The sequence below is a fragment of the Streptomyces sp. NPDC007983 genome (assembly GCF_042958345.1).
Lineage (GTDB): Bacteria > Actinomycetota > Actinomycetes > Streptomycetales > Streptomycetaceae > Streptomyces.
The window spans coordinates 1-26,578 of the sequence record NZ_JBIBJI010000013.1 but is presented as its reverse complement, the minus strand read 5'-3'; the positions used below and the strand labels follow the sequence as shown (position 1 = coordinate 26,578).

At 71.2% G+C, this 26,578-nt stretch carries 18 protein-coding genes and 1 rRNA gene; 6 read left to right on the top strand and 13 right to left on the bottom strand.

Annotated features, from left to right (window positions below; all coding sequences use genetic code 11):
* Nucleotides 1-8 precede the first annotated feature (8 nt).
* Nucleotides 9-2,303, bottom strand: a complete 2,295-nt coding sequence (locus ACFZCY_RS31535; RefSeq protein ID WP_391180852.1) for a CDP-glycerol glycerophosphotransferase family protein — start codon at nt 2,301-2,303, stop codon at nt 9-11.
* Nucleotides 2,304-2,504: 201 nt separating this feature from the next.
* Here ACFZCY_RS31535 and ACFZCY_RS31530 point away from each other — a divergent pair, with 201 nt between their 5' ends.
* Nucleotides 2,505-2,912 carry a protein kinase gene (locus ACFZCY_RS31530; RefSeq protein WP_391180849.1) on the top strand — a complete coding sequence of 136 codons (408 nt, stop codon included), beginning with the start codon at nt 2,505-2,507 and terminating at the stop codon, nt 2,910-2,912.
* A 148-nt stretch (nt 2,913-3,060) separates the two neighbouring features.
* Here the strand turns inward: ACFZCY_RS31530 and ACFZCY_RS31525 are convergent, their stop codons facing one another.
* On the bottom strand, nt 3,061-8,034 hold the full coding sequence (locus tag ACFZCY_RS31525; protein ID WP_391180846.1) for an NAD-glutamate dehydrogenase domain-containing protein: 4,974 nt from the start codon (nt 8,032-8,034) through the stop codon (nt 3,061-3,063).
* 428 nt (nt 8,035-8,462) lie between these two features.
* Between ACFZCY_RS31525 and ACFZCY_RS31520 the strand changes: the two genes are divergently transcribed.
* Entirely contained in the window at nt 8,463-9,044 is a 582-nt protein-coding gene (locus ACFZCY_RS31520; protein ID WP_391180843.1) for a DJ-1/PfpI/YhbO family deglycase/protease, read from the top strand.
* 86 nt (nt 9,045-9,130) lie between these two features.
* On the opposite strand, the gene ACFZCY_RS31515 is transcribed toward ACFZCY_RS31520, so the two are convergent.
* Together ACFZCY_RS31515 and ACFZCY_RS31510 are read right to left on the bottom strand one after the other, a co-directional pair.
* Nucleotides 9,131-9,799, bottom strand: a complete 669-nt coding sequence (locus ACFZCY_RS31515) for an HAD family hydrolase (protein ID WP_391180841.1) — start codon at nt 9,797-9,799, stop codon at nt 9,131-9,133.
* Between the two features lie 16 nt (nt 9,800-9,815).
* Complete coding sequence (locus tag ACFZCY_RS31510; protein ID WP_361488635.1) at nt 9,816-10,322, bottom strand: DUF6912 family protein; 507 nt, start codon at nt 10,320-10,322, stop codon at nt 9,816-9,818.
* 323 nt (nt 10,323-10,645) lie between these two features.
* Between ACFZCY_RS31510 and ACFZCY_RS31505 the strand changes: the two genes are divergently transcribed.
* Complete coding sequence (locus tag ACFZCY_RS31505; RefSeq protein ID WP_391180838.1) at nt 10,646-11,215, top strand: Rv3235 family protein; 570 nt, start codon at nt 10,646-10,648, stop codon at nt 11,213-11,215.
* A gap of 62 nt (nt 11,216-11,277) precedes the next feature.
* Here ACFZCY_RS31505 and secA read toward each other — a convergent pair whose 3' ends face one another.
* Nucleotides 11,278-14,121 carry a preprotein translocase subunit SecA gene (gene secA / locus ACFZCY_RS31500; RefSeq protein ID WP_391180834.1) on the bottom strand — a complete coding sequence of 948 codons (2,844 nt, stop codon included), beginning with the start codon at nt 14,119-14,121 and terminating at the stop codon, nt 11,278-11,280.
* Between the two features lie 242 nt (nt 14,122-14,363).
* On the opposite strand from secA, the gene ACFZCY_RS31495 reads away from it, so the two are divergent.
* The gene (locus ACFZCY_RS31495) at nt 14,364-14,963 is read left to right on the top strand and encodes a GNAT family N-acetyltransferase (protein WP_391180832.1); all 600 of its coding nucleotides are present in this window, start codon (nt 14,364-14,366) and stop codon (nt 14,961-14,963) included.
* Nucleotides 14,964-15,017: 54 nt separating this feature from the next.
* The gene (locus tag ACFZCY_RS31490; protein ID WP_391180829.1) at nt 15,018-16,199 is read left to right on the top strand and encodes a DNA glycosylase AlkZ-like family protein; all 1,182 of its coding nucleotides are present in this window, start codon (nt 15,018-15,020) and stop codon (nt 16,197-16,199) included.
* Nucleotides 16,200-16,221: 22 nt separating this feature from the next.
* On the opposite strand, the gene ACFZCY_RS31485 is transcribed toward ACFZCY_RS31490, so the two are convergent.
* The 7 genes from ACFZCY_RS31485 to mtnA all read right to left on the bottom strand — a co-directional run bounded on the left by ACFZCY_RS31485 (nt 16,222) and on the right by mtnA (nt 24,813).
* Nucleotides 16,222-16,959, bottom strand: coding sequence for a response regulator transcription factor (locus ACFZCY_RS31485; protein ID WP_055555488.1), 738 nt, complete (start codon nt 16,957-16,959; stop codon nt 16,222-16,224).
* A gap of 210 nt (nt 16,960-17,169) precedes the next feature.
* On the bottom strand, nt 17,170-17,862 hold the full coding sequence (hpf, locus tag ACFZCY_RS31480; protein ID WP_039941767.1) for a ribosome hibernation-promoting factor, HPF/YfiA family: 693 nt from the start codon (nt 17,860-17,862) through the stop codon (nt 17,170-17,172).
* 318 nt (nt 17,863-18,180) lie between these two features.
* A complete protein-coding gene (locus ACFZCY_RS31475; RefSeq protein ID WP_391180825.1) occupies nt 18,181-18,948 on the bottom strand; it encodes a phosphoribosyltransferase family protein in 768 nt (255 codons plus the stop codon).
* A 125-nt stretch (nt 18,949-19,073) separates the two neighbouring features.
* A complete protein-coding gene (locus ACFZCY_RS31470; protein ID WP_391180822.1) occupies nt 19,074-20,942 on the bottom strand; it encodes an LpqB family beta-propeller domain-containing protein in 1,869 nt (622 codons plus the stop codon).
* Nucleotides 20,932-22,977: an MtrAB system histidine kinase MtrB gene (gene mtrB / locus ACFZCY_RS31465; protein ID WP_391180817.1), complete on the bottom strand. Its 2,046-nt coding sequence runs from the start codon at nt 22,975-22,977 to the stop codon at nt 20,932-20,934. The genes ACFZCY_RS31470 and mtrB overlap by 11 nt, the downstream gene beginning before the upstream one ends.
* A 1-nt stretch (nt 22,978) precedes the next feature.
* Nucleotides 22,979-23,656, bottom strand: coding sequence for a two-component system response regulator MtrA (mtrA, locus tag ACFZCY_RS31460; protein WP_055555491.1), 678 nt, complete (start codon nt 23,654-23,656; stop codon nt 22,979-22,981).
* Entirely contained in the window at nt 23,653-24,813 is a 1,161-nt protein-coding gene (gene mtnA, locus ACFZCY_RS31455) for an S-methyl-5-thioribose-1-phosphate isomerase (RefSeq protein ID WP_391180813.1), read from the bottom strand. Before mtnA ends, mtrA begins: the two co-directional genes overlap by 4 nt.
* A 149-nt stretch (nt 24,814-24,962) precedes the next feature.
* Between mtnA and ACFZCY_RS31450 the strand changes: the two genes are divergently transcribed.
* Complete coding sequence (locus ACFZCY_RS31450; RefSeq protein WP_391180810.1) at nt 24,963-26,180, top strand: hypothetical protein; 1,218 nt, start codon at nt 24,963-24,965, stop codon at nt 26,178-26,180.
* Between the two features lie 307 nt (nt 26,181-26,487).
* Here ACFZCY_RS31450 and rrf read toward each other — a convergent pair.
* Nucleotides 26,488-26,578, bottom strand: a 5S ribosomal RNA gene (gene rrf / locus ACFZCY_RS31445); the annotation flags it as partial.

The window sequence follows — 26,578 nt, the reverse complement described above, 5'->3', positions numbered from 1 at the left end:
GACGGGGATCAGTCGCGGTCGGGGAAGGCGCGGGTGGGCTGCACGGTGTGCGGGGGCAGGGTGCCGCCGTGCCCGGGCATGGCCACCGGCAGCGACGGCACCGTACGGCTCTCGGACCGCCCGTGGGCCACCGGCCGTGCCGTGGCGTCCTCGCCCAGCATCAGCGTCCGTACGACGCGCTCCGCCGCGTGGCCGTCGTCGTACGGGCAGAAGCGGGCCCGGAACGCGGCGCGCAGCGCGGCCGCTTCGGCGTCGCACCACCGGCCCTCCCGGAAGACGGCGATCAGCTCGTCCAGGGTGCGGGCCACCGCGCCCGGGGTGTCGCCGGGGCGGCCCGACAGCAGGTCGAAGTAGACGCCCCGGGAGGCCCGGTAGATGTCCCAGTCGTCCGCGTAGATCACGATGGGCCGGTCGAGCAGGGCGTAGTCGAACATGATCGACGAATAGTCGGTGATCAGCGCGTCGGCGGCCAGGCACAGCTCCTCCACCCGGGGATGGCGCGACACGTCCCGCACCAGTCCCGCCTCGTGGAGTTCGCGCAGCGCCGCCGACGGCCGGTACGAGTAGTGCGCCCGCACCAGGAGCGTCGTGTGGGGGCCGAGTGCGCGGCTGACCCGCTCCAGGTCCAGCCGGGGGGTGAACCCCTTCTGGTAGTCGCGGATCGTGGGGGTGTAGAGGACGGTGGTGTGGCCCTCCGGGACGCCGATCCCGGCGCGGGCGCGCCGCACGTCGTCGGCGGAGGCCGAGACCAGGATGTCGTTGCGCGGATATCCGCATTCCAGCAGCCGGTAGGAGGCCGGGTAGACCCGCTCCCACACCTCGCTGGAATGCGGATTCGAGGAGAGGGCGACGTCCCAGCGGTCGATGCGCTTGAGGAGATTCCCGAAGCTCATTCCGGCCGCCGCGGCGGGGTAGTGCTGCTGGTCCAGGCCCATGCATTTGAGCGGTGTGCCGTGGAAGGTCTGCAGATGCACCGTGCCGGGCCGCTTGACGACGTCATTGGGGAAATTGACGTTGTTGACGAGATAGGTGGCGCGGGCGACCGTCCGGTAGAAGTCCCGGGTTCCGGTGACGACGTAGTCGACGTCCTCCGGAAGCGAGTCGATCTCCGACTTCCTGACCACCCACACCCCGTGGATGTGCGGCGCCAGTTCGCGGGCCTTGTAGTAGATCGCCGCCGGATTGCACAGCACTCCCCGGCCCCAGTACGCGCTGTAGACGGCGAGGTTGGGGTCGGCCGGGCGCTTCCGGTGCGCCCGGTACAGGGCGCGTTTGCCCCGTACCGCCAGCGCCGCGCGGGCGACCCGCTTGGCCTTGCGGGCCCCGGCCACGGCCCGCGTCGCCATCTCGTGCTCCCGGTAGCGGGCGAACGAGCCGCGGGCCAGCGCCGCGAAGCGCCACTCGGCCCCGGCGGGCGGCGTGAACCCGTCCGGGATGTGGGTCCGGTACCAGGCGGCGGCCCGGCGGAAGAAGCGGGGCCGGTCGGCCGTCGCCACCCGGGAACGGCGGTCGAGGCAGAACAGGAAATGGGACACGGCCCGCTCGAAGAGCAGACAGCGCAGCGGATTCAGATGCGGATGCTCGTCGAGGAAGGCGAAGACCCGGGCGTACTGGTCGAATATGACGAAGTGTTTCTCGCCCGGGCTTCCGGTGCTGGCGCCGACCCGGCGCTGCCGGTATTCCAGGCCGACCAGATCAACGCAGGCGATCCGCCGCGCCGTCAGCATCGTCAGATACGACAGCAGCGCGTCCTCGTAGATTCCCTCACTGAACGAGAAACCGTGCCCGGTGTAGAAGGCGCGGCGGTAGACCCGGTTGGACGACATCGCGAAGATCCGCAGGAATTCGGGGCGCTCCAGGACGGAGAACACCTCGGTGCCCGCGGAGTTCAGCAGCTCCCCGAAGACGCTGGGGGCGGTGCGCCCGGACCAGTAGGTGCGCACATGGTTGAAGTAGAGGATGTCCGGGTCCTCGTTGAGGGCGAGCCGTTCGGCAAGGCCCTCCAGGGTGCCGGGCGCGAGGGTGTCGTCCCCGTCGAGGAACAGCAGATAGTCGCCGGTGGCCCGTTCGACACCGGCGTTACGGGCGTGGCCCGGGCCGGAGTTGACGGGCTGGTGCACGGGCACCACCCGGCTGTCGCGGGCCGCGCAGGCGTCGATGATGGCGCCGCAGTGGTCGGGCGAGCAGTCGTCGACGGCCACCACCTCCACGTCGCGGAACGACTGGGTCAGCACGGAGTCCAGGCAGGCCTGCAGATAGCCCTGCACGCGGTAGGCGGCGATGACGATGCTGAAGCGGGGCATGCGGCTCCTCGGGACGCGACGGCGGATCGAGGCGCGAAGCGCTCACTGAGCACCACCGTAGGGTCGTACGTCCAGATATGCCTGATAAGCCCATGAAGGGACGGCCGAGCGGGTGAAGAACGCCCCCGGTGGGCATGAAACCCGGCCGGAGCCGCCGGCACCGGCAGGCCGGGGTCCGCCCCCGGGGGTATGGCTTGCTCGGTGTACCGGTCCCGCACCCGCGGCAATCAACCGGTCGCCAAGCCTGTCACCGCCGCCACCGACGTCTTCGCGCTCGGCCTGATCGCGGCGGTCGTGGTCACCGGCCGCCACCCGTACGGGGACGGCGCGGGGATCTCGATCGCCGCGCAGATCGCCAACACCGCTCAGCAGCCGCCGGACCTGAGCGGCTACCCGGACGAGCTGCGGCCGTCGCTGGAACGCTGCCTGACGGCGGACCCGGAGCGACGGCCCACGCCCGCCGAACCGACCGAGCTGTGCCGCCGGGCCGCGAGCCGTGAGCTGCGGGACTTCGCGGGCCGGCTGCCGCGGATGACCTTTGCGAGGACCGTCTCGTCGCCCAGGGCGACCGGCTGTGCATGGTCACGTCCAGCGGCAATCTCGCGATGATGAAGACGAGAAGGACTACAACATCCCCAGCTTCACCGCCGAGGTGACGCTCTGGAAGCCCGGATCGTTGCCGCGCCCCGGGCACCGCACCCCGCACGCCGAAGGGGCGGTCAGCGGCCATCGCCGCTGACCGCCCCTTCGCGGTGACTCAGCTGTGCGTACGCAGCATCGTCCGCATGGTGCGCATCGCCACCGACAGGTTCGCCAGGTCGAACGTCTCCGACGACTGGATCTCGTCCAGCGTGGTCCGCGCCCGCTGGAGGAGCGCGGCGTTCTTCTGCTCCCACGCCTTGAAGCGCTGCTCCGGCGTCGAACCGCCGTTACCGACCGACAGGACGTCGGAGGTGAGGGCGGCGTGGGCCGCGTACAGGTCCTCGCGGATGGAGACGCGGGCCATGGACTGCCAGCGGTCGGCCCGCGGCAGTTCGATGATGCGGTCCATCAACTGGCTGATGGACAGCCGGTCGGCCAGGTCGTAGTAGACCTCGGCGACCGCGAGGGGGTCCTTGCCGGTGCGGTCCGCGATGGCGACGATGTCCAGCGTCGGGAAGGCGGACGAGAAGCCCGCCACCCGGGTCGCCAGATCGTCCGGGACACCGGCGGCCGTCAGCTCGTCGTGGATGCGCTGGTACCACTCGATGTCGCCGCCGCGCAGCAGCTTGGGCAGCTGCGCCCGCACCGCGGCGACCCGCTCGGCGAAGAAGTCGATCGTCCCGGCCAGCTCCAGCGGCTGCGGCCGGTTGTTGAGCAGCCAGCGGGTGCCGCGCTCGACGAGCCGCCGCGAGTGCAGCCGCATCCGGGTCTGGAACTCCGCGGCGACGACCGTGTCCAGCGACTCGACCTCGTCCCAGATCTCCCCCAGCTCGAAGATGGCCCGCGCCGCCGTCTGGGCGCGCACGACCTCCTCGGTGGAGGCCCCGGTCTCCTCCCGCATGCGGTGCAGGAAGGTCGTACCGGCGGTGTTGACGGTGTCGTTGACCAGCACCGTGGTGATGATCTCGCGCCGCAGCGCGTGCCCGTCGATGTGCTCGGGGAAGGTCTGGCGCAGCGCCTGCGGGAAGTAGGCGTGCAGCAGCCGCTGGAGGTACGGGTCGTCGGGGAGCCCGGTGCCGATCAGCTCGTCCGCCACGGTGATCTTGACGTAGGCGAGCAGCACGGCCAGCTCGGGCTGGGTCAGACCGCGCCCGGCGGACAGCCGCTCGCGGATCTGCCGGTCGGCCGGCAGGAACTCCAGCGCGCGGTCCAGCCGTCCCTCGCGCGACAGCCGGCGCATCAGCCGCTGGTGGGCGTGGAGCAGGCTGGGTGCCTGGGCGCCGGAGATGGCCAGGGCCACGTTCTGCGCGTAGTTGTTGCGCAGCACCAGCGCGCCGACCTCGTCGGTCATCTCGGCCAGCAGCTTGTTCCGCTGCTTGACCGTCATGTCGCCATCGGTGACCAGCGCGTTGAGCAGGATCTTGATGTTCACCTCGTGGTCGGAGGTGTCCACCCCGGCGCTGTTGTCGATCGCGTCGGTGTTGATCCGGCCGCCCTTGGTGGCGAACTCGATGCGGCCGAGCTGGGTCAGGCCCAGGTTGCCGCCCTCGCCGACGACCTTGACCCGCAGGTCCTGGCCGTCCACCCGGATCGCGTCGTTGGCCTTGTCGCCGACGTCGGCGTGCGACTCGGTGGACGCCTTGACGTACGTACCGATGCCGCCGTTCCACAGCAGGTCGACCGGGGCCTTGAGGATGGCCTTCATCAGGTCGGCCGGGGTCATCTTGGCGACCTTGGTCTCGATGCCGAGCGCCGCCCGCACCTGCGGGGTGATCTGGATGGCCTTGGCGGTACGGGGGTGGATGCCGCCGCCCGCCGAGATCAGCCCGGCGTCGTAGTCCTCCCAGGACGAGCGCGGCAGCTCGAACAGCCTGCGGCGCTCGGCGTACGAGGTGGCCGCGTCCGGGTTGGGGTCGATGAAGATGTGCCGGTGGTCGAAGGCGGCGACCAGCCGGATGTTCTCGCTCAGCAGCATGCCGTTGCCGAACACGTCACCGGACATGTCACCGACGCCGACGACCGTGAAGTCCTGGCTCTGGGTGTCGTGGTCCAGCTCGCGGAAGTGCCGCTTGACGGACTCCCAGGCGCCGCGCGCCGTGATGCCCATGCCCTTGTGGTCGTAACCCGCGGAACCGCCGGAGGCGAACGCGTCGCCGAGCCAGAAGCCGTACGACTGGGCGACCTCGTTGGCGATGTCGGAGAAGGTCGCGGTGCCCTTGTCGGCGGCGACGACCAGGTAGGTGTCGTCCCCGTCGTGCCGGACGACGTCCTGCGGCGGCTCGACCTGACCGCCGACCAGGTTGTCGGTGATGTCGAGCAGACCGGAGATGAAGGTCTTGTAGCAGCCGATGCCCTCGGCCAGCCAGGCGTCCCGGTCCACCGACGGGTCGGGCAGCCGCTTGCCGACGAAACCGCCCTTGGCGCCGACCGGCACGATGACCGTGTTCTTCACCATCTGCGCCTTGACCAGGCCCAGGATCTCGGTACGGAAGTCCTCACGCCGGTCGGACCAGCGCAGGCCACCGCGCGCGACCTTGCCGAAGCGCAGGTGCACACCCTCGACGCGCGGCGAGTACACCCAGATCTCGTACGCCGGACGGGGCGCGGGCAGATCGGGCACGGCCTGCGGGTCGAGCTTGACCGACAGATAGTCGTGCGGCTCGCCGTGCGCGTTCTTCTGGAAGTGGTTGGTGCGCAGAGTGGCCTTGATGAGGGTGAGGAAGGAGCGCAGGATGCGGTCCTCGTCGAGCGAGGCCACCTGGTCCAGCGCCGCGTCCAGCTCCTCCATCAGGGCGTCGGTCAGCTCCAGGCCCGCCCGCTGCCGCTCGGGCGACATCCGGGCCTCGAAGAGGGAGACCAGCAGCCGGGTCGTGTGCACATTGTTACGGAGGGTGTCCTCCATGTACGACTGGCTGAAGGTGGAACCGGCCTGCCGCAGGTACTTGGCGTACGCGCGCAGCACCATGGCCTGCCGCCAGTCCAGACCCGCGCCCAGCACCAGCTGGTTGAAGTTGTCGCTCTCCGCCTGACCGGTCCACACGGCGGCGAACGCGTTCTGGAAGCGCTCACGGGCGTCGTCGGCCAGGGTCTCGCCCTCGCGCAGCGGCAGCCGCAGCCCGAAGTCGTAGATCCAGGCCGTGCTCCTGTCCGAGCAGCGCAGCTCGTACGGGCGCTCGTCGACCACCTCGACGCCGAGCGTGTTGAGCACCGGCAGCACGGCCGACAGCGACACCTGGCCGCCCGCCCGGTAGATCTTGAAGCGGCGCTCGGCGTGGGCCGCGCCGACCGGCTCGTACAGGCTGAGCGCGAAGCCCTGCTTGCTGTCCTCGGCGGTCAGCCGCTCCACGTGCTGGAGGTCGGCGACGGCGCCGCGGGGGGTGTGGTCGGCCTTGTAGCCCTCGGGGAAGGCGTTCTGGTAGCGGCGCAGCAGCTCGGCGGCGCGCTCCTCGCCCACCTCCGACACCAGGGCCTCGGAGAAGCCGTCGGCCCACGAGCGGGCGGCGTCGACCAGCCGGTTCTCGATGCGCTCGACATCGGCGTCGGTCAGGTCGGGCAGCTCCGTACCGGGCTGGACGCGGACCACGAAGTGCAGCCGGGACAGCACCGACTCGGTGTGGAGGGCGGTGAAGTCCACCGGCGGGCGGCCGCTCAGCTCCTCCAGCAGGATGTCCGTCAGCCGCAGCCGCACATCGGTGGTGAAGCGGTCGCGGGGCAGGTAGACCAGCGCCGAGTAGTAGCGCCCGTACTCGTCCTGCCGCAGGAACAGCCGCAGCCGGCGCCGCTCCTGGAGGTAGAGCACGCTGGTGACGATCGAGCGGAGCTGGTCGACCGGGGTCTGGAACAGCTCGTCGCGCGGGTAGGTCTCCAGGATCTGCAGCAGATCCCGGCCGTCGTGGCTGTTGGGCCCGAAACCGGCGCCCGCCAGCACCTCGTTCACCTTGCGCCGGATGACCGGCACCCGGCGCACCGACTCGGTGTACGCGGCGGACGAGAACAGCCCCAGGAAACGGCGCTCGCCGATCACATTGCCCTCGGCGTCGAACTTCTTCACGCCGATGTAGTCGAGGTACGACGGCCGGTGGACGGTGGCCCGGCTGTTGGCCTTGGTGAGGACCAGCAGCTTGTGCTCGCGGGCCTTGGCGCGGGCGTCGGCGGGCAGCCGGTTGAACGACGGGGACACCGGGGCGGCCCCGTCATGGGGGCTCTCGTCGGTGTCCCGGTGGGCCGGGTCGGACCGCAGGATGCCCAGGCCCGTGCCGGGCACCGCGCTCAGCACGTCCTCCTCGCCACCGGCCTCGGTGGGCGCCTGGGTCAGCTCGTACTCGCGGTAGCCGATGAAGGTGAAGTGGTCGTCGGCGAGCCAGCGCAGCAGCTCACGGGCCTCCTCCACCTCCTGGTCGCGCACCTCGGCGGCCTTGGGCTCCTCCGGCAGCACCTCGGCCAGCCGCAGCGCCGACTGGCGCATCTTCTCCCAGTCCTCGACGGCCTCGCGGACATCGGACAGGACGCGCAGCAGGTCGGCGGTGATCTGCTTGAGGTCGCCGCGGTCGGTCTCCCGGTCGGTCTCGACGTGGATCCAGGACTCGACGACGGCGTCGTGCGGCAGGTCCTCGCGGGCCTTGCGGTCGAACGAGGCGTCCAGCAGCTCGATCAGCTTGCCGGTGATGTCACGGCGCACGACCACCTGCGGGTGGATCACCACGTGGATCCCGCGGCCCTGACGGGTCAGCTCGTTGGTCACCGAGTCGACCAGGAACGGCATGTCGTCGGTGACGACCTCGACGACCGAATGGCTGCACGTCCAGCCGTGCTCCTCGACGGTCGGGGTGTGGACCCGTACGTTCGCCGTGCCCTGGGGGCGCGCCTCGGCGAGCCGGTAGTGCGAAAGCGCAGCGCCGAAGACGTCGACCGGGTCGCGGTCCGCGAGGTCCTCGGGTGGCGTGTGCAGGTAGTAGTGCTGGAGGTATGCGGTCAGGGTCTCCGGGCCCGGGCCCTGCACCGGTGGTTGCCCCCCGGCAGGGCTGTTCTCAGCGACCCGGGCGGCCCGTGTGAGCAGCTCGGCCTTGGCTTCGTCCAGCTTGGTCTGCATGTCCTCTGGCTCCTGTCGCGCGCCTTTGCGTGACATCGATGGCGGTGGCATGACGCCGCGACTCGGGGTATCCGGTCACGTACGACGGTATGCCGGATGGGGAGAAGGCCGCGGCGTACTGGTCCGTAAGTGACCAAGACCCCACGCGGCGTCGACCAGCGACAGCGGCTCCGGCCCGGAGGCGCCCCGGGCTGGGAGCGAGGGCCTCCTTGCCCCCGTGGACTATCGCGCTGATCACGCAGTAAGGCTATCGCTCCTCCCCAGGGGCTCGTCATGAGCCGTTCGTGTACAAAACCCGGCCCGGATGTTTGACGAAATGGACAGTGGGGGGGAGGGCGCGCGCCGCACCATGCGCTCTTGGCAAACCCTTGGTGCGGATGCAGGGTGACACCGACGGTGGTAAGCGTGGAAACGTGGAGGTGGGCGGCATGAGCAGCACGGCTGCGACTGCGAAGATCCTGCTGGTGACCGGGGACGCGGCCGAGTCCCTGGAGGTGCTCTACCCGTACCAGCGGCTGCGCGAGGAAGGCTACGACGTACACATCGCCGCCCCCTCCCGCAAGACGCTGCGCTTCGTGGTGCACGACTTCGAGGAGGGCTACGACACCTACACCGAGAAGCCCGGCTACAGCTTCCCCGCCGACCTCGCCTTCTCCGACGTCGACCCGGGCCAGTACGCCGCCCTGGTGATCCCGGGCGGCCGGGCCCCGGAATACCTGCGCAACGACCCGGAGCTGCGGAAGATCTGCAAGGCGTTCTTCGACGCCGACAAGCCGGTGGCGCAGATCTGCCACGGCCCGCTGCTGACGGCGGCGGTCGGCGGGCTGACCGGGCGGCGGGTGACCGCGTATCCGGCGCTGGAGCTGGACATGCAGGCGGCGGGGGCGACCTTCCAGGACACGGAGGTCGTGGTGGACGGCACGCTGGTGTCGTCGCGGGCCTGGCCGGACCATCCGGTGTGGATGCGGGAGTTTCTGGCGGTGCTGCGGACGAAGGCGCCGATCAGCTGACAGATTTCGCTATCTGTCAGCTGTCATGCGTCAGCTGTTCGCTGTCACTTGTCATGTGCCAGCTGTTCGCTGTCAGCTGTCAGCTGTCAGCTGTCAGCCAGCGTCTCGACCTCCCGTACGGCCTCCTCCAGGGTGTCGACCACCGGCACCCCGGCGGCCAGCAGACTGGCCCGGCTGTGCGAGCCGCCCGTGTAGAGCACCGCCCGCGCCCCCACATGCCGGGCCGCCACCGCGTCGTCCACCGCGTCCCCGATCACCACGGTCCGCTGCGGCGGCACCCTCTCCAGCGCGGCGAGATGGCGCACCATCTGCTCGGCCTTGCCGGTGGTGCTCTGCCCGGTGCGGCCGTCCACGCGGACGAAGTGGCGCTCGATGCCGTGCGTGCGCACCAGGGGCATCAGATTCTCGTGCGGTGCCAGCGAACACAGCGACTGGGTGAGCCCCGCCGACTGCCACTCCGTGAGCAGCTCCCTGGCGCCGAGCGCCAGCCCCGCGCCCTCGGCCAGCGCCCAGTAGTGCCGGTGGAAGGCCTCGTCCATGACCTCCCACTCCGCGTCGGTGGGCAGCCGCCCCATCAGCCGCTCGTAGAAGAGGGGGACTGGGACGCAGTACAGCTCCCGGTAGCGCTCCAGCGTGATCGGCGGCAGGCCGATCTCCCCGAACGAGGCGTTCGTCGCCTGGATCACGGCGTCGATGTCGTGGAAGAGCGTGCCGTTCCAGTCCCACACGATGTGCGTCACATGGTTCGTCCCCATCCCTCGACGGTAAGGCCTACTCGATGAGGTTGGGGATCTCCTGGGTGGCGTACCACATCAGCTCGTGGTCCTCCGCGCCGTCCACCGTGAACTGCGCGTCGTCGTCCCCGAGGTCCGCCGCGCCCAGCGCGTCGGCCGCCGCGGCGACGTCCCGCTCGGCGTCCTCGGCGTCCAGGTGCACCGCCGCTGCCTCGGCCAGCCGTACGGCGGCGGCGATCCGCACCTCCCCCAGCGCGGACGGGTCCAGCCCCAGGTCCGGATCGGCGACCGCCTGCCCGTCGGGCACGTCCAGGGCCACCACCACGCGCCGCCGCGGCACCTGCCGGTCCACGGCGAGCAGCCGCAGGGACGCCTGCGCGGCCCGGCTGAGCGCGGCGTACTCCAGCTCCTCGATGTCGTCCGACACGTACCACTCGCGCAGCGCGGGCGTCACGGCATAGGCGGTCAGCGGCCCCGGCCCCAGTTCTCCCGCCTTGTGCGCCTCGGCGAGACCGGAGAGGGTCAGGGGGACGTAGACGCGCATGGGCCGCCACTTTCACGAGACATCAGGTCCCGCCAGGATACGTGCCGCCCCCATTTCGGAAGGGCTCGGTTCGCCTCCGGCCCGGGTCCGCCGGTCCCCGTTCGGGGTATTTCCGGGGCCCCGCGGCCCCGGGCTCTCCCGCCGCCTCGTCCGCCGCCACCAGCCCTTCCACTGGATCGATTCCCCCGGATAGGTGAAGCCCCCGGCCGGGTCCGGGCGCCGGGGGCCGGGCGTTGCGGGTGGCGGAAACGCGTCGGTAGAAGTCTCCCCGACGGAAGCTACTGCCCGGTATTCCGCCGGGCCCGGCAGAGACGGCGAGGCGCATGCACGAGATCACGCGGACGACGACGCGGACCGACCGGGGCGCGACGGGCACCGCCGCCCGGCGCCGGAGCGGCGGGCCGCCGGGGCGCCGCGACCGGCGGCCGGGCGGCGCCACCGTACGGCGGCCGGACGGCGCACCCGGCAGCGCGACCGCGTCACATCCCGGCACCCGCACCGCGACGCGGCGTACGGCGGCCGTCTCCCGTACGGCCGCCCTCGCCGCCGTACGGCGGGAGCGGGACCGGCTGCCCCACTACTGGTTCGCGCACCGGCTGCTGCTCGCCCTCAGCGGCCAGCGCCCCGTCCACACCCTGCTCGGGCACGCCCTCCCCGACGCCTACGACCAGCTGATCGCCCTCGCGCCCCGCGCCCCGCTGCGGCCCGCCGCCGGACGCGCCGCGCCCGTCGTACGGCGCTGCGGGGAGTACCGGCCGCGGCATGGGGTGATCGAGGCGTTCGCCCGGATCGCCTCCGGCGACCGGCTCAGCGCGCTCGCGTTCCGTCTGGAGCTGGGCGCCGACGCCCGCTGGCGCTGCGCCGCCGTCGACCTCGGCCCACTGGTCACATGAGAAGGCCGGGGCACCGTGCCCTCGCACGGTGCCCCGGCCTTCTCACGCGAACTGCAGACGCGCTACTTCTTACGGCGGCGGCCGCCCTTGTTGGCCTTGCGCCGCTCCGCGCGGGTCAGCCCGTCGGACTCGGAGCGCGGCGCGGGCGGGGTGTCACCGTTGGTGAAGTCGCCCTCCACGATGCCGCCCTCGCCGTCGACCGTCGGGGCCGAGAAGTGCAGCCGGTCCGGCCGCTGCGGGGCCTCCAGGCCCTTGGCGTGGATCTCGGGACGCCCCGTCGAGGATGCCCCCGCGCCCGCCGGGACCACGTCCTGCACGTCCTTGTCGAGCGTGGCCTTCGCCTCCGCTTCCTCGACCGGAACCTCCTCGACCTGCTGCTCGACCTGGACCTCCAGGTTGAACAGGTAGCCGACCGACTCCTCCTTGATCCCCTCCATCATGGCCTGGAACATGTCGAAGCCCTCGCGCTGGTACTCGACCAGCGGGTCCTTCTGGGCCATCGCGCGCAGCCCGATGCCCTCCTGGAGGTAGTCCATCTCGTAGAGGTGCTCGCGCCACTTGCGGTCCAGCACGGACAGCACGACGCGCCGCTCCAGCTCGCGCATGATCTCGGAGCCGAGCTGCTCCTCACGGGCCTCGTACTGCTGGTGGATGTCGTCCTTGATGGCCTCGGCGATGAACTCGGCGGTGATCCCGGCGCGGTCGCCGGTCTCGTCCTCCAGCTCATCGACGGTCACCTTCACCGGGTAGAGCTGCTTGAACGCGCCCCACAGCCGGTCCAGGTCCCACTCCTCCGCGAAGCCCTCGACGGTCTCCGCCTGGATGTACGCGTCGATCGTGTCGTCCATGAAGTGGCCGACCTGCTCCTGCAGGTCCTCGCCCTCCAGGACGCGGCGGCGCTCGCCGTAGATGACCTCGCGCTGCCGGTTGAGGACCTCGTCGTACTTCAGGACGTTCTTACGGGTCTCGAAGTTCTGCTGCTCGACCTGCGACTGGGCGGAGGCGATGGCGCGGGTGACCATCTTGTTCTCGATCGGCACATCGTCGGGGACGTTGGCCATCGCCATCACCCGCTCGACCATCTGCGCCTTGAACAGCCGCATCAGGTCGTCGCCGAGCGAGAGGTAGAAGCGGGACTCGCCGGGGTCGCCCTGACGGCCGGAACGACCGCGCAGCTGGTTGTCGATACGGCGCGACTCATGGCGCTCGGTGCCCAGCACGTACAGCCCGCCGAGCTCCTTGACCTCCTCGAACTCGGCCTTGACCGCGGCCTCGGCCTTCTCCAGGGCGGCGGGCAGCGCGGCCGCCCACTCCTCGGCGTGCTCCACCGGGTCCAGACCGCGCTGGCGCAGCTCGGCCTCGGCGAGGTCGTCCGGGTTGCCGCCGAGCTTGATGTCCGTACCACGGCCGGCCATGTTCGTCGCGACCGTGACGGCGCCCTTGCGGCCGGCCTGGGCGACGATCGTCGCCTCCCGGTCGTGCTGCTTCGCGTTCAGCACCTCGTGTGGCACCCCGCGCTTGGCGAGCTGCTGCGACAGATACTCCGACTTCTCCACGGAGGTGGTGCCGACCAGGACCGGCTGGCCCTTCTCGTGCTTCTCGACGATGTCCTCGACGACCGCGTCGAACTTGGCCACCTCGGTGCGGTAGATCAGGTCGGACTGGTCGACGCGGGCGAGCGGGCGGTGGGTCGGGATCGGGACGACGCCCAGCTTGTAGATCTGGTGGAACTCGGCGGCCTCGGTCATGGCCGTACCGGTCATGCCGGAGAGCTTGGTGTACAGGCGGAAGAAGTTCTGCAGGGTGATCGTGGCGAGGGTCTGGTTCTCGTCCTTGATCTCCACCGCTTCCTTGGCCTCGATCGCCTGGTGCATGCCCTCGTTGTAGCGGCGGCCGGCGAGGATACGGCCGGTGTGCTCATCGACGATCATGACTTCGCCGTCGATGACGACGTAGTCCTTGTCCTTCTTGAACAGCTCCTTGGCCTTGATCGCGTTGTTCAGGTAGCCGACCAGGGGAGTGTTGACGGACTCGTACAGGTTGTCGATGCCCAGCCAGTCCTCGACCTTGGTCACGCCGGACTCGTGGATGGCGACGGTGCGCTTCTTCTCGTCGACCTCGTAGTCCCCGGTCTCTTCCTGACCCTTCTGCAGATTCGCCGCCTCGCCCCGGGTCAGCCGGGTGACCAGCTTGGCGAAGTCCCCGTACCACTTGGTGGCCTGGTCGGCCGGGCCCGAGATGATCAGTGGCGTACGGGCCTCGTCCACCAGGATCGAGTCGACCTCGTCGACGATCGCGAAGTTGTGACCGCGCTGCACCAGCTCGTCCTGCGACCACGCCATGTTGTCGCGCAGATAGTCGAAGCCGAACTCGTTGTTGGTGCCGTAGGTGATGTCGCACGCGTACTGCTCGCGGCGCTGTGCCGGGGTCATGTTGGCGAGGATGCAGCCGACCTCGAGGCCGAGGAACTTGTGCACCCGGCCCATCCACTCGGAGTCACGCTCGGCCAGGTAGTCGTTGACCGTGATGAGGTGGACGCCCTTGCCGGACAGCGCGTTCAGGTAGGCGGGCAGGGTGCCCACCAGGGTCTTGCCCTCACCGGTCTTCATCTCGGCGACGTACCCGAGGTGCAGCGCGGCACCGCCCATCAGCTGGACGTCGTAGTGCCGCTGGCCGAGCACCCGCTTGGCGGCCTCGCGCACCGTCGCGAACGCCTCCGGCATCAGGTCGTCGAGGCTTTCGCCGTCGGCGTACCGCTCCTTGTACTCGTCGGTGAGGGCACGCAGCTCGGCGTCGGAGAGGGACAGGAAGTCCTCTTCGATGGAATTGACCTGGTCCGCGATGCGGTGCAGCTTGCGCAGGATCTTTCCTTCGCCTGCACGCATGAGCTTGTTGAAGACGGACACGTAGGCTGGCTCCTTGCCGGTCGGGCCTGGCACGGTTGTGGGGTGCGCTGGCGCGGCATTGTCAAGGGGCACAAGCCCCGCCGCAACGGCCATCGTAAGACAGACCCCGCCTGGCCGGGAGGTCCGTCACCACGCGGGCCCGGTGTGACCACACCGTGTCAACGCGTGAGGGGGCGCCGGGGTGCCCCCGAATTCGCCAAAACCAGTCGCGGCGCCGCGCGGGGGCGGCCCAGACTCGGGCCATGGAGCCCGTCACCCTCACCACCGAGCGGCTCGTGCTGCGGCCCTTCCGGCCGTCCGACGCCCCGGCGGTCCACGCCGCCTGTCAGGACCCCGACATCCTGCGCTGGACCACCGTGCCCGCTCCGTACGAACGCGCGCATGCCGAGGACTTCGTCCGGCGGACCTGCCCGGAGGGCTGGCGGAACGACAGCAGCTACAACTTCGCGGTGGTCACCCGGGATGTGGGCGAACTCATCGGGGCGATGGGCCTGGTACGGCTGGGTCGGCTGCGCGGCCCCGAGCACCAGGCCGAACTGGGGTACTGGACGGCACGGGAGCACCGGCGGCGCGGCTACACGGGTGAGGCGGCGCGGGCGGTGGCCGAGTGGGCGTTCACCGGGCTGGGCGTGGAGCGGCTGGAGTGGTGCACGGAGGCCGGGAACGAGGCGTCGCGGGCGGTCGCCCTCGCCGTGGGCTTCCGGATGGAGGGGACGGACCGGGCGCGGATCGTCCGCGAGGGCACGCGGCGGGACGCCTGGCGGGGCGCACTGCTGCCCTCCGACTGGGGGCTGCCGTCGGCCACGCCGTACCTCCCGGCCCCCGCCGCGCACCCGGCCTGAGGCATATCCGCAGGTGGTGGAGGGTTGTCGGTGGTCGCCACTACGGTGGCGCGCATGACGCATCCCGCCGCCGGGTCCGGACCCGCCAAGCCCGAGATCACCTTGTCCGCCGACGAGGCGCGCCGGATCGCGCTGCGCGCCCAGGGGCTCCTGGGGGCGCCCGACCGGCGCGGCGGGGTGCGCGGCCTGCTGCGCCATCTGGGCGCGGTGCAGCTGGACACGATCTCGGTGCTGGCGCGCTCGCACGAGCTGATTCCGTACGCGCGGCTGGGCGCGGTCGGCCGCGAGGCGGTCGAGTCGGCGTACTGGACCGGCACCCACGCCTTCGAGTACTGGTCGCACGCGGCCTGCGTGCTGCCGATCGAGGAGTGGCCGCACTTCGCCTTCCGGCGCCGCGCCTACCGGGCCCGCCCGCACTGGCACCACGAGCTGCCGGACGGGACGTACGAGAAGGTGGTGGCGCAGCTGCGGGCCGAGGGCCCGCTGACCGCGACCGAGCTGGGCGGCGCCAAGAACGGCGGCCTGTGGTGGGACTGGTCGGCGGTGAAGGTCGCGGTGGAGCGCGCGCTCATGTACGGCGAGGTGGTGTGCGTGGAGCGGCGCGGCTGGAAGCGGGTGTACGACCTGGCGGAGCGCGCCGTGCCGGACGGGCTGCTGCACGACGACCTGGACGACGCGGAGTGCCTGCGGCGGCTGGTGCGGCTCGCGGGGCAGTCCCTCGGCGTGGGCACCCGGGCGGACCTCGCGGACTACCACCGGCTCAAGGCGGAGCAGGTGGAGGCGGTGATCGCGGACTCGGGGCTGGTGCCGGTGAAGGTCGCGGGCTGGGACAAGGCGGCCTGGGCGGACCCCGAGGCGCTGGCCACCACCCCGCGCGGACGGCACCGCACGACCCTGCTGTCGCCTTTCGACTCGCTGATATGGGACCGGGCGCGCACCGAACGGATCTTCGGCTTCAGCCATCGGCTGGAGGCGTACGTGCCCCGGCCCAAGCGGGTGTACGGCTACTTCGCCATGCCGCTGCTGTCGGGCGGGCGGCTGCTCGGCCGGGTCGATCCGGCCCGTGAGGGGACCACGCTGGTGGCCCGGCAGGTGTCGCTGGACTCCCCGAAGGCGGTGGCGCCGCTGGCGGAGGCGCTGCGCGAGGCGGCCGGCTGGGTGGGCTGCGACGCGGTGCGGATCGAGCGCGTCAACCGGCCGGAGCTGGCCGCACCGCTGGCGGCCGCGGTTCGCTGACCGCGGCCCCGGCCCCGCCCGCTCACCTGATTTCGAGGATCTTCTCCCGCATCGCGTAGACCACGGCCTCCATCCGGGAGTGCAGCTGCAGCTTCTCCAGGATGTTCCGGACGTGGTTCTTCACGGTGTTCTCGCTGATGAACAGCTCCTTGGCGATGTCGCGGTTGTTCATGCCCGTGGCCACGAGCTTCAGCACCTCCAGCTCACGGTCGGTGAGCCGGGGCGCCGGCACCAGCCGCCGCTCGTCGGTGCGCTGGATCATCGACTTGAACTCGGTGAGGAGCTTGGCCGCCATCGACGGGCTGATCTGCGACTGGCCGTCGGCCACCGCCCGGATCGCGGTCGACACCTCGTCGGTCGAGATCTCCTTGAGCAGATAGCCGGTGGCGCCCGCCTTGATCGCGTCGTAGAGGTCGGCCTCCTCGTCACTGATCGTCAGCATGATGATCTTGGCGCTGGGGGCCACTTCCTTGATCGATGTGCATGCCTCGATCCCCCCGCGCTTGGGCATGCGCACATCCATCAGGACGATGTCCGGCAGCAGATCCGCCGCCTTGTCCACGGCCTCGGCGCCGTCCCCGGCCTCACCGACGACCTGAATGTCCTCCTCCTGGGCCAGGACGATCTCCAACCCACGCCGGAAGAGCGCGTGGTCGTCCACTACGAGGACCCGAATCGGCTCCTTGCGCGACTCGGCCCTGTCCGGCCCCAGGCGTTGGTCATCGCCTTCGTCGGACATGGGCCCGAAGCTGTCCGCCATCGTTCCTCCCCCTGAAGGCCATGGCCCTTGCGGTCTGCACTCTGTGGTGCACGGTGCGGTGCGGCCTCAACCAGTCGTTTCCCCATGCCGGTTGGCCGTCGAGCCATGATTTCATGCCCGGACCGGCCACGGGACCGCGCGGCGCATATGCCGCGCGATCCCGCTCACTCTCTGTGCGCCCGCCCAGAGGCGGTCGAGGCTCAGGTCGCCTCAGGCGCCGAGCGCACCGCCGGCGCCCCCGGGCTCCTCCCCGGCGAACGCCTCCGGCTGAAGATGAATGACCCCGTAGTCATAGCCGTGCCGCCGGTAGACGACGCTGGGCTGGCTGGTGTCGGAGTCGACGAACAGATAGAAATCGTGCCCGACCAGCTCCATCTCGTAGAGAGCCTGGTCGAGCGTCATCGGGACCGCGGCGTGGGTCTTCTCACGGACCACGAGGGGGCCTTCGCCCTGGACTTCCAGGGGCCCCATCCGGGTGGTCGGCACGGTGTCCGACGGGGTGCGCTGGGCGGCGATCTCGCCGTGCCCGTTGATACGTGCCGCATTGGGCACCGTGATGGCCACGTCGCTGGCCGGAATGCGACCGTTGCCACGCCGGGTGTGGCGCTTGTCGTGCTGCTTGCGCATCCGCGCTTCCAGCTTGCCGGCCGCCAGGTCCAGCGCCGCGTACGGATCGGCCGCCGCGGCCTCCGCCCGAATGACCGGGCCGCGGGAGCGAAGGGTGATCTCCACACGGTCGGACCGATCGGCCTGCCGCGGATTGTGCTCCTTGGACACCTCGACGTCGAGGCTGATCACCTTGCCGTCGAGCTTCTGGATCTTATCCAGCTTCAGCTTCTCGGCCACGTGCTTCCGGAACCGCTCGGGCACCTCTGTTTTACGGCCCTTGACGACGATGTCCACGCAGAACTCCGTTCCCGGGTCGCTCCGGATCATCCACCGGAGCTCAATCCCTTGTGCACTAGGCTCCGGCGTCTTCCGGAGCCACCGGCTTGGCGGCTTTCACCTCTCCTTCCCACGGGGAAGAAGTCCACCCCGTTTCGTCCAACGGCTCACAAGAAAGCACCCAAAGCACGCCAAGCGGATTTGCGAGTCATAGCACCTGCCACTCCTCACAACCGAACATAGCTCGCCCGGAGGTATGTCGGCACCCCCTACCGGGCCGTACCTCCGATCAGGTGCTTTGGCATCCTTACAGCCTGCAACGACGCGGCTTCGTATTCAGTTCCGCTTATCGCTCGCGAAGGGTCTGAGACGGCCGAAAGGCTTCGACGGCGCGGGAGGCCCCGAAAGCGCGGAGTCCGGCGGCGCGGCCACCACCGCCCCGCCCACGACGCGTCCGCCCGCCTCCGCCACCGCCCGTGCCGCCTCCGCGAGCGAGGCGCCCGTCGTCATCAGATCGTCCACCAGCACCACCGGGCCCGCCACCAGAAGCCGCCCGCCGCCCGGCACGGCCTCCAGCGCCCCCGTCACGTTCTCCCGGCGCTGACGGGCGCCCAGCCCCGACTGGTCGGTCACCCGGCGCCGCTGCCGCAACACCGCCGGCACCCGCGCGGGACACCCCGCGCGGCGCAGCACGCCCGCCGCCGCGAACGCGATACGCCGGGCCGGATCATGACCCCGCGCCCCCACCGCACGGCGCGCCGAGGGCACCGGCACCAGCAGGAGCGGGCTTTCCCACGCCCCGGGCAGGGCCCCGCGGGCGGCCGCCCGCACCGCACCGGCCAGCGCCCCGCCCAGCGGCCCCGCCAGCCGCAGCGCTCCCCGCTCCTTGTGCGCGAGCAGCACCGCGCGGGCCTCGTCCACGTAATCCACCGCCGCGTGGACCACCGGCAGCCCCGGCGGCACCGGGCTCGGCAGCACCCGGCGCGCCCCGGACCCGCGCAGCGCCCCATGACACCGGTCGCACAGCGGGACACCCGGCCGACCGCACCCCGCGCAGTCGGCCGGCAGCACCAGATCGGCGATCTCCTGCCACCAGCCCCGCATGGCCCCCACTGTCCCGTCACACCGGCCGGGCCGCCACCCCCTGTGGAAAACCACGCGCATGTGGACAACCGGCCGCCCCCACGGCGGGACAGACGGTTACGGAGCCGCCACGCACGCCCCTACGGCTATCCGGGGTACACCGGCCCGGAACCGTCCTCGTCCACGGTCTTCCAGTCCGTGTTCGGCAACAGCCGGACGATCCCGTTCTCCCTGGTCTCGGCGATCAGCGGCCGGGTCTGGTCCTCCGAGGCGGCGACCGTCTCCACCCCGTTCGGCCCCGGCACCTCCGGCAGATCCGCCGGAGAGCCGTCCGTCTCCACGTACTGCAGCTGCTGCACGCCGTCCGACTCACGGCCCGCGACCACCAGCCGGCTGTCCCCCGCCCAGGAAGCGGTGTCGACGTCCTGCAGCTTCGGCGCGATCGCGTGCAGCGCCCGCACCGACAGCTTCGGATGGGCCGCCGTGCCCCGCCGCTCGATCCGGCCCAGCCGCAGCGTCGTATGCCCGTCCCGCTTGACCAGCATCGCGATCCTCGTGCCGTCCGCCGACACCCGCAGCGCCGTGATCCGGCCACCGTCGAGCGCCGGCAGCCCGACATCGTCCGCCGGGCCCGTGCCGCCCCGCAGCCGCACCAGGCGCGGCCGCTGCGGATCCCGGTCGGCCACCCACAGCCCGCCCAGCCCGTCCCAGCTGGGCGCCGTCAGCCCCTGCTCGGGGCTGCCGCCCTGGCTGTGCACCCGCACCCGGCCCCGCTCGGCACCGGACGACAGCTCCGTCACATACAGCGACCGGCCGTCCTCGCTGACCGCCGCGGCGTCCCGCTCGTCGCGCGAGACCGCCACCGTGCCCAGCCCCGCGCCGTCGGCGCCGAACGGCCCCGGCACCGGCCGCGGCTTGTCCTCGTCGTCGGACAGCCGGACCATCCGGTTCTGCGCGTCCACGAAGTACTGGTGCTGGGGCCGCCCGATGACCTGGGCGGGTGCGTACGCGCGCGCCGCGTCGCTCGACAGCGCGCACAGCTCGGAGCCGCTCTGCCGCTCCAGCCGCACCCCGCTGACCTCGTCCGATCCCTCCCAGAGGTCCTGCACCGTGAACAGCGTCTGCGCCGCCATCCGGGCACACCGGCCCGGGCTGATCCCCGCCGCCTGATCGCTCAGCCGGACCTTGAGCGCGTTCGAATCGTCCAGCGACAGCCGGTCGGTGTGGCGGCCGAGCGCCGTACCGGCCGGGAACGCCGTGCTGACCACCGGCTCCAGCCAGTCCGTCGGGCCGTCCAGCAGCGCCTTGACGGTCGCCGTGACCGGATTGATGCGCCGCCGCAAATAGACCGGATCGGCGACCAGGACCTCGTCCCCCACCCGTGAGTCCTCACCGTCCGGCCCCAGCTTCGCGAAGTAGTACTTGTTCACCGAGTGGTAGATGCGCTGGAAATCGGACTCGCCGAGCACCAGCCCCGGCGGCGGCCCGTCGATCCGCCACTCCGACCCGCGCAGGGTCAGATGGATGCGCTGCTCGTACCTCTCCTCATCGGGCCGGTAGGCGTGCGTCGCGTCCACCGTGGCGATCCGCTTGCCCGACAGCACCACCGTCTTGCTGTTGCCGTCCCGGTCGGCGGGGTCGGTCTCGACCCGCACGTCCGGCGCCTGCTCCAGCACCGTGGTCCGCGCGAACGGATCCCAGTCCTTGGAGGCGCCCCGGGTCAGATACTCCTTCGCGGTGGCGAAGTTCTCCTCGTCGCTCGTCGTGGCCTCCAGGAAGCCGGAGACCAGCTCCGCGGGCTGCTCGCCCTTGCCCGGGCTCACCCCGTACACCCGGACCTGCGAATCCACGTCCGAGCGCGGCGAGGAGTCCACCCGGCGCACATCCCCGCTGTCGGGCATCGAGGCACAGCCGGACAGCAGCAGCACACCACACGCCAGCAGCGTGCCCGTGCCCCGCGCGCGGCGGCGCGCGCCGGAGCGGGAACGGTGGCGGTCGGCACGGTCAGCGCCCACGGGGGCGGCCCTCCCCTTCGTTCGGTGTCGTTCGCTCCCGGTGCTCCGGGCGCTCCCGGTACGACGGCTCCGCGGCGCCACGCACCACCCGTGCCCCGTTCCCCGGCAGCGCCGTCGGATCGGCCGAGGGCGCCGGGGCGTCGGCGGGCGGCAGCGCGGAGCGGGGCTGCGCGGGCACGGCGGCCAGCCGCTCCGCCGCGGGCTGCGCCTGCCCGCCGTCCCCGCCGTCGGGCAACCGGTTGCGCCGGGAGTCCTCGGGCTCCAGCGGGATGGGCGAACCACGCAGCACATCGCCCGCGGCGCGCGGCAGCGTCAGCCGGAACTGCGAACCGCCACCGGGCTCGCCCCACGCCTGGAGCCAGCCGCCGTGCAGCCGCGCGTCCTCCACCGCGATCGACAGACCGAGACCGGTGCCACCGGTCGTCCGGGCGCGCGCCGGATCGGCCCGCCAGAAGCGGTTGAACACCCGCGTCGCCTCGCCGGGCTTCAGCCCCACCCCGTAGTCCCGCACGGCCACCGCGACCGCGCCGCCCGCCGCCGCGAGCCGCACCACCACGTCCCGGCCCTCGCCGTGCTCCACGGCGTTGACCACCAGATTGCGCAGCACCCGCTCCACCCGGCGGGCGTCCGCCTCGGCGACCACCGGCGCCTCGGCGCCCCGCACCACGATCCGGGTGCCCTTGGCGTCGGCCAGCGGCTCGGCCCCGTCGACCACCCGGTTCACCACATCACGCAGATCGATCTGATCGGCCTCCAGGGCCGCCGCGCCCGCGTCGAACCGGCTGATCTCCAGCAGATCGGAGAGCAGCGACTCGAAGCGGTCGACCTGGCCCCACAGCAGCTCGGCCGAACGCGCCGTGATCGGATCGAAGTCCTCGCGCCCCTCATAGATGACGTCCGCCGCCATCCGCACGGTCGTCAGCGGTGTGCGCAGCTCATGGGAGACGTCCGAGACGAACCGCCGCTGCATCCGGGACAGCTCCTCCAGCTGCTGGATCTTGAGCTGGAGGTTCTGGGCCATCTTGTTGAACGCCTCGCCGAGGCGGGCGATGTCGTCCTCCCCGGTGACCTTCATCCGCTCCTGCAGCAGACCGGCCGCCAGCCGCTCGGAGATCCCGGCCGCCATCCGCACCGGCGTGACGACCTGCCGCACCACCACCCAGGCGATGGCGCCGAGCAGCACCACCACGAACACCCCGGCCGTGGCCAGCGTGCCCTTCACCAGGCTCAGCGACTTCTCCTCCTGGGTGAAGGGGAAGAGGTAGTACAGCTGATAGGCGTCGCCGTGGTTGTCGTCCAGCCGCTTGCCGATGATCAGCGCGGCCTCGCTGTCGCCGGAGCCGAGGTGCTCGATCCGCCCGTACTGCTCGTACGGCATGGTCCGGCCCTCGTCCACCCGCTGCCGCAGATCGGCGGGCACACTGTCCGCCTTGACGTCACCGGAGGCCCGGGGGCCACGGCTGGCCACATAAGGCGTCTCCCCGGAGTCGGAGCTGAGCGCGACCACCGAGTACGCGCCCTTGCCACCACTGGCCAACTGCTCCACCAGGGCGTTCAGCCACGCCCCCGCGTCCTGGGCGCCGCGGCTGCCGGGGCCCGCACCGTCCTGACCACCGGAATCGCTCTTACGGTCGGCCATCTGCTCGGCCACCTCGAACCCGCCGACGGCCTGGCCCTGCGCAGCATGCCGCTTGGCGTCCAGCAGTCCGTTGCGCACCTGGCCGATGACGACCAGGCCGAGCAGGATCACCACGCCGAGCGACATCAGCAGCGTGGTGGCGACCACCCGCAGCTGGATGTTCCGCCGCCACAGCCGGGCAGCGGGCAGCAGCGGACGGCGCACCCACCGCCCGAACAGCCGGATCAAGGGATGGGCCGGTCCGCCGGAGGCGCCGTCGGGCAGCAGATGCCCGCCGCTCCACAGCCTCCGGAGCAGCGGAATGTCACCCGCCGGATCAGGTCGCCCCGCCCGGCCGCTCTCCGGCGCCCCGCCTCCCGAACCCTGGGGCCGCGGAGCCGTGCCGCCACCCGTCATCTCAGCTGGGCCCGGCCTTGTAGCCGACGCCGCGCACGGTCACCACGATCTCCGGCCGCTCCGGGTCCTTCTCGACCTTGGAGCGCAGCCGCTGCACATGGACATTGACCAGCCGGGTGTCGGCCGCGTGCCGATAACCCCAGACCTGCTCCAGCAGCACCTCGCGGGTGAACACCTGCCACGGCTTACGGGCCAGCGCCACCAAAAGATCGAACTCCAGCGGGGTCAGCGCTATCGACTGCCCGTCCCGCTTCACGGAGTGCCCGGCCACATCGATCACCAGATCGCCGATCTGCAGCTGCTCCGGCGTCGGGTCCTCGGACCGCCGCAGCCGCGCCCGGATCCGGGCCACCAGCTCCTTCGGCTTGAACGGCTTGACGATGTAGTCATCGGCACCGGACTCCAGCCCGACCACCACGTCGACCGTGTCGCTCTTGGCGGTGAGCATGACGATCGGCACCCCGGACTCGGCCCGGATCAGCCGGCACACCTCGATCCCGTCCCGTCCGGGCAGCATGAGGTCGAGCAGCACCAGATCCGGCTTGGCCTCGCGGAAGGCGGCAAGGGCCTTGTCGCCGTCCGAGACGAACGACGGTTCAAAGCCTTCGCCGCGCAGCACGATGCCGAGCATCTCTGCCAGTGCGGTGTCGTCGTCGACGACAAGGACGCGTCCCTTCATGAGGCCATCATCCCATTACCTGATCGTGACCTGGAGCACAGCTCTGCGATACCCCCTTCGGTGACCGGCGCGACGACACCACGCTCGGTGACGATCGCGGTGATCAGCTCCGGCGGAGTGACGTCGAAGGCCGGGTTGTACGCCTGGGTCCCCAGCGGGGCGACCGGCACGCCCATCGCCGCCTCGGCCCCGGGGACGGCCGGAGCATGCGGCACTATGACGTCCGTCACCTCATGTCCGGGCCGCTGCTCGACCTCGATCGCCGCCCCGTCGGGGGTGTCCGGGTCCACCGTGGTGGTCGGGGCCACCACGATGAACGGCACATGGTGATAGCGGGCCAGAACCGCGAGCGGATAGCTGCCGACCTTGTTGGCCACCGAGCCGTCCGCGGCTATGCGGTCCGCGCCTATCAGCACCGCGTCGACCTCTCCGGCCGCGAACAGCGACCCCGCCGCGTTGTCGGTGAGCAGCGTGTACGCCATCCCGTCCCGGGCCGCCTCGTACGCCGTCAGGCGAGAGCCCTGAAACAGCGGACGGGTCTCGTCCACCCACAGCCGCCGCAGCTGCCCGGCATGGTGCACCGCCTTGACCACGGCCAGGGCGGTGCCCTCACCGCCGGAGACCAGCGCTCCGGTGTTGCAGTGGGTGAGGATGCGGTAGCCCCCGGCGGGCAGCAGCTCATCGAGGAGCGCCTGGCCGTGCTCAGCCATCCGCTCGCTGGCCTCGGCGTCCTCACCGTGGAGGGTGCGGGCCTCGGCGAGCGCGGCAGCGGCGGCCCGGTCAGGGTCCGCCCCGTCCCCGATCGCCGCGTGGTACGCGGCGGCGGCCCGGCGCACGCCGTAGCCGAGATTGACGGCGGTGGGACGGGCATGGGCGAGCGATTCGGCGGCCTCGTCCACGTCGAATCCGCGCACCGCGGCGAGGGCGACCCCATAGGCCCCGGCGATGCCGAGCAACGGGGCTCCTCGTACGGCGAGCGAGCGGATCGCCTCCACCAGCATCGGCACATCCGTGCACACCAGCTCGACCTCCTCGGCGGGAAGCCGGGTCTGGTCGAGGAGCACCACCACGGGCCCCTCCGGTGGTTCCTCCCAGCGCAGTGCGAAAGCAGTGGGCGCTGCGGCGCCTTCCGGGGATCCCCGGTGCTGATCAGCCATCCGCCCAGTCTGCCCCCTGCGATGCCGACTAATGAAGTAGTCAGCCCACCCCGGCGCCCGGTACGAACCACAACACACCGTGGCACGATGGCTACGAACCGGCCGTCACAGCATCCGCGACCGGCCAACGAACAACCTACGGAGCGACGATGAACGACTCTCCGGGCTGGGCTCCGCCCGGATCGTCCCCTTCCGACGAGCCCGACCACGGCAGTCAGCAGCCGAACGAGCCCGTCGGCCACCCCGCGCAGCAGCGGCCCGCGCGGGGCGCCACCTGGGCCAGGCAGCAACCCCCGGCGGGACGCTGGACGGCCCCCGACGGCGGCATCTCCACGCCGCCTACGCATCCGGCCGGGCCGGGGCCGGCGAACGGCGGTGGCTGGGGCACTGGTTGGCGACAGGCCCCGCCCGCGCCCCGCCCCGGCGTCATCCCGCTGCGCCCGCTCGGCGTGAGTGAGATCCTCGACGGCGCGATCGCCACGATGCGCACTCACTGGCGCACAGTCCTCGGCGTCTCGCTCGCCGTCTCGGTGGTGGCCCAGGGACTGATCACCGTCGTCACCGGTCTGTGGTTCCGCACTACTTCGGGAACCGGCTCCGTCGACAAGCCGGACCCCACGCTCGGAGAGACGCTGGAGGCCATCCGCAGCGCGATGGGCAGCAGCTCGGTGACGTTGCTCGTCGGCGTGCTGGGCACCATCGTCACGACCGCCCTGCTGACCATGGTCACCGCCCGGGCGGTCCTGGGACGGCCCGTGTCCACCGGCGAGGCCTGGGGCGATGCCCGGCCGCGCCTGCTTCAGCTGTGCGGCCTGCTCCTGCTCATCCCGGCCATCGCCGCGGCCGTCATCGGTGTGGGCATGGCACCGGGGCTGCTCCTCGCAGCGGTCGGTGTGCCCAGCGAGGGCGCTGCGCTCGCCTCGCTCGGAGCTCTCGCGGGAACCGGCGTCGCCATCTGGCTCTGGGTCCGCTTCAGCCTCGCCGCCCCCGCGCTGATGCTGGAGAAGCAGGGGATCATGTCCGCCCTGCGCCGCTCGGCCAAGCTCGTACGCGGAGCGTGGTGGCGCGTCTTCGGTATCCAGCTGCTCTCCATCGTGCTGGTCTTCATCGTGGCCGCCATCGTCGAGGTCCCGACCAGCGCCGTCGCGATGGCGTTCGGCGGGGACAGCGCCATCGACTACCTGTCGGGCGAGTCCGTCTCCGTCGGCTGGGCCTTTCTGATCGTCGTCGGCATCGGCGGAGTGATCAGCTCGGCCATCACCTTTCCGATCAGCGCCGGTGTGACCGCTCTCCTCTACATGGACCAGCGCATCCGCCGCGAGGCACTCGACCTCGAACTCGCCCGTGCCGCCGGCTCCGGCGACTGATGTCGTGATGGTTGAGATGGTTGTGGTGACGGTGGCGGGTGATGGCGTCGGAACCGGCCCCACAGCGGGCCCTGACGCCACCTCCACCGCTTTCCCGACCTGCATCGCCTGCATTGCTTGCACCCTGAGCCCCCGCTCTCCTCACCCCTCCTGCTGGCGATTCTGAGCGGTCTGGCACACGCCACGCCAGCGCCACAGCCCCGTTTCACTCGATCCAGTGATACATCAGTTCGACTGGGAACCTGGCGCCGAACGCAAAAATGCCCCGGCCCCGAGCATGAAATGCTCGGGGCCGAGGCTAAAAATTGTTCGGCGGCGTCCTACTCTCCCACAGGGTCCCCCCTGCAGTACCATCGGCGCTGAAAGGCTTAGCTTCCGGGTTCGGAATGTAACCGGGC